Consider the following 3,552-nt stretch of genomic DNA (forward strand, 5'->3'; position numbering starts at 1 on the left):
GACTCTAATTCACTTTTAGGGCGATAGAAGTTGATTTTTTTAATTTTTCTATTCCGCCTTCTTCATAATCTCGAAGATAGGTTAATAAGGTATTTGGCGAGATTCCTGCTAACTGACAAATTTTTTTGTGCGGTATCTTTTGGCTCTTTAACCAGAGAACTTCCATCTTCAGTTGAACCCGGGGATGGGGATGATGAAATCTTTCCTAAGAAAGTGAGTTCTTTTCTTCTTCCGTGAATTCTAGGTTAATCATGTTTTCAATGAGTGCTTTGCTTCTAATTATGACTCTTAAACTATATTATTGTCCTTGAGTAAAAAATGCAAGTTGTAGCCGTGCAAAGTATATTTATTTCAAAATGAGAATTGCTGAGATTTTACTGTCATCGAAGAAGAAAAAGAAATACGAGTGAGACGGTGGAATCAGCTTCACTTTGAAGACTTTGCCCAGACTATCCTAGATGTGGTAAGAGTAGATCATCCTGACTATGACCGTCCTCTACTCATTGGGACTATGGCGAGGGAGTTGACTACCGTCGAATTGCGTCTGGCCTACAGTCATCGTTCCCCAGTTGAAACTAATTTCTTTGTGGCTCAGGATACAGCGGGGATGGAGATGCCGAGAGCTTGGACGGAGAATTCTATCAGGCGTCGAATTGGTCTGGCTTTGTTGGCTGGTTGTTTACTTAAAGCGATCGCTGCTGTCTGCGAACCGCTCGCTACAGGACCCTGGGATAAGAAACCCCAACCAACTGCTGGTCGTTTGAGCCATCACCTCAATATTCGGGTCAATGATTTTTCGGCACTTGCTCTCAAGGGTGTGCCATCGAGAAACTACCGAAAAATTCAAAAACCCCAGCCCATCAAGGATTTGCCGTTACCTGATGCCGCTTAAATTGGTAAAACACGAGAATTTGGCTGTGCCATTTAAACTCGCTTCCACAGATTTAGAACACGACGCCTCATCTATCTGAGAAAGGCTGTAACTTTTTCTTGAACTAAATTTAGCATCAAGTTTTTATCAGCCAAGTTCATTGCTATGACTGGGGTATAGATTTTTGGAGATGTCTAATGTGACGGGTTCCGCATCGATCGCTTCCGTGGTATGATTCGGGCGACATCCGATCGATCCCCCCTTCCTGTAGATGAGCGAACTATCCCCCACCGTCTCCGTCATCGTTCCCTGCTATAACCAAGGTATTTATCTCGATGAAGCGATCCAATCGGTTCTCGGACAGACCTATCAAGATTTCGAGATTATTATCGTCGATGATGGATCGGACGACGGGCTGACGGGGCTGACGAACGATCTCCTACGAGATTACCGACGAAAGAGAACGCGGGTGATCCGTACCGAGAATCGGGGAGTGGTTAGCGCTCGCAATACAGCGATCTCCCACGCGAGGGGTAAATATATCCTGCCCCTCGATGCCGATGACCGAATCGGTAGCGAATATTTAGAGAAAGCGGTAAAAATTCTCGATGATAATCCCGATACGGGGATCGTTTACTGCGAGGTGGAGTTTTTCGGCGAGCGGCAGGGTAAATGGGAGTTACCTCCCTACCGATTTCCCGATATATTAGTACAGAACGTGATTTTCTGCTCCGGTTTTTTTAGAAAATCCGACTGGGAGAAAGTCGACGGATATAATCCTAATATGAACGATGGCTGGGAAGATTACGATTTCTGGCTAGCGATAATCGAAACGGGAAGAAAAGTATATAGAATTTCAGAAATTTTGTTTTATTATCGACAAAAAAAATCTTCTAGAAATACGGAGGCGAATTCAAGAGCGATCGCTCTCCATACCCGAATCTTTCAAAATCATCGAGAACTTTATCTACAAAATATAGAAATTCTATTTAAATATATCTACGAGAATTGGTCGAAAATCGATGAATTGAGGGAAGTCATCCACGAGAATCGATTAACAGTTGAAGAGTTGGGCGAGCGGCTCGATGATTTTGTAGCGCAACGAGATCGGGCTATTCTCAGAATCCAACAGTTAGAAGACCATGAGAGAGAACTCGAGCAGGAATTATCCAAAACCCAAAAGTACTTTTTGAACGCTCGACGGGAAGTGGAAGAGCTTACGGAAGCGATCCGTCCCTTGCAAGAGATGCGAGAGAGTAAATTAGGGACGATGCTCGCGCTCTGGCACGAATTTAAGAAAAAAATCGGTTTTTAATAGAGAATGGTCGCTCGATGCTCAATCGTTGTCTGGAAGTCTTAACACTCGCTTCGTTTGTTTCCAAGTCGTTCTAATTTTCCAGAACTTACTACTTTCCATTCCTGTAATGACATCTTGAGCTTTCTGCAATTCTGTAGATATTTTTTCGATAAGATGTAAATGTTTACTTCGTTCTGCTTGTAACTCTGACTCGGTAATTTCCAGTTCTTGAATTCTCTGTTGGTGGGTTGTATTCCGAGCGAGCAGATCGTCTCTTTCTTCCTTGAGTTTTACATAAATCGCGCTGGTTAAACAGGTGGGAAGCTCGCTATAGCAAGGATCGACCATCATTTTACGCAAAAAGAGTTGCAGGTCGGTTGAGATGCGATCACTCTGTTGATTCTGTAAGGTTTGCTGGGAAAGATGCACGCGAAAAAACGAGAGAGTTCGATCAATAAATCCCACCTTATAGTTCAGCATGATCCGACACCACATATCGATGTCCACGTGTTGGCAGAGATCAGGATCGAATTCCCCTACGGTATCGAAAACTTCTTTGCGGATTAAAACCGTGCTGGGTTCGCCGATTTTATTAATACATCCCTCTAAAAAACGCGGGTCGCTTAATAAACTTCTTCCCGACTGAACTAACGCGAGTCGTGACCAACCGGAATGTAAATTCTCGATCTGACGCACGATCGCCAAACAGGTATCGTTCGTTTTCGCCTCCTCCGACAGAAGAAGATCGCGGCGGGAAAACACCAATCCAATCTCTCTATCGCTCTCCGCCAGTTCGACCATTTCCGACACACAATTTGCGTCAAGAAGGTCATCTTGTAATAAAAATTTAATATATTTACCCCTCGATCGGGAAACCGCACAATTCCAATTATCGACCATCCCCAAGTGCTCATGAGTGAAGACTTGACAATCTAACGCGGTTTGTTGTTGAAAGTCTTTAACGATCTCTAAAGTGCGATCGGTCGAGCCGTCATCGGAAATAATAATCTCTAAAGCCGGATAGGTTTGCGCTCGGACTGACGCAAGTGTTTCCTCTAAAAATCTCTCGCCTTGGTAGGTCGGGATCACGATACTTACGGGGGGGGAAGAAACGATCATCGTTTTTGAAAAAATTTGTTTCCCGAAATGGAGGCGGGACATATTCTACCACACATTCCGCACCCGGCTCTTCTAGGTTCTGTGTGAGCATGGTATAATAGTAACACAGAACAGGAGGTGGGTTATGTGGATAAATTTTGATCAAATCCTCGATTTACCAAATGTAACAGTGGTCAATTATCAAAAAATTGCTCAGACAATTTTCCTAAAGCTCGCTCTTTTAAATGAAACAATTGAATGTCCGAATTGCCATCAAACCTTGGAC

General features: G+C 43.6%; 3 protein-coding genes and 2 pseudogenes. 3 read left to right on the forward strand and 2 right to left on the reverse strand.

The annotated features are described in order from the left end of the window. Positions 1-253 (reverse strand): annotated as a pseudogene (locus tag PX481_RS23945) (helix-turn-helix domain-containing protein); the annotation flags it as partial. Between the two features lie 153 nt (positions 254-406). Here PX481_RS23945 and PX481_RS23950 point away from each other — a divergent pair. Together PX481_RS23950 and PX481_RS23955 are read left to right on the forward strand one after the other, a co-directional pair. Continuing rightward, positions 407-892: a hypothetical protein gene (locus PX481_RS23950; RefSeq protein WP_002761541.1), complete on the forward strand. Its 486-nt coding sequence runs from the start codon at positions 407-409 to the stop codon at positions 890-892. Positions 893-1,142: 250 nt separating this feature from the next. Then, positions 1,143-2,186 (forward strand): glycosyltransferase, encoded by a 1,044-nt coding sequence (locus PX481_RS23955; RefSeq protein WP_002761542.1) that lies wholly within the window; start codon positions 1,143-1,145, stop codon positions 2,184-2,186. Positions 2,187-2,207: 21 nt separating this feature from the next. On the opposite strand, the gene PX481_RS23960 is transcribed toward PX481_RS23955, so the two are convergent. Then, positions 2,208-3,287 carry a glycosyltransferase gene (locus PX481_RS23960; RefSeq protein WP_071825100.1) on the reverse strand — a complete coding sequence of 360 codons (1,080 nt, stop codon included), beginning with the start codon at positions 3,285-3,287 and terminating at the stop codon, positions 2,208-2,210. A 124-nt stretch (positions 3,288-3,411) separates the two neighbouring features. On the opposite strand from PX481_RS23960, the pseudogene PX481_RS23965 reads away from it, so the two are divergent. After that, positions 3,412-3,552: pseudogene (locus tag PX481_RS23965) on the forward strand (ISL3 family transposase); the annotation flags it as partial.

Source organism: Microcystis sp. M53603_WE2, assembly GCF_030065435.1.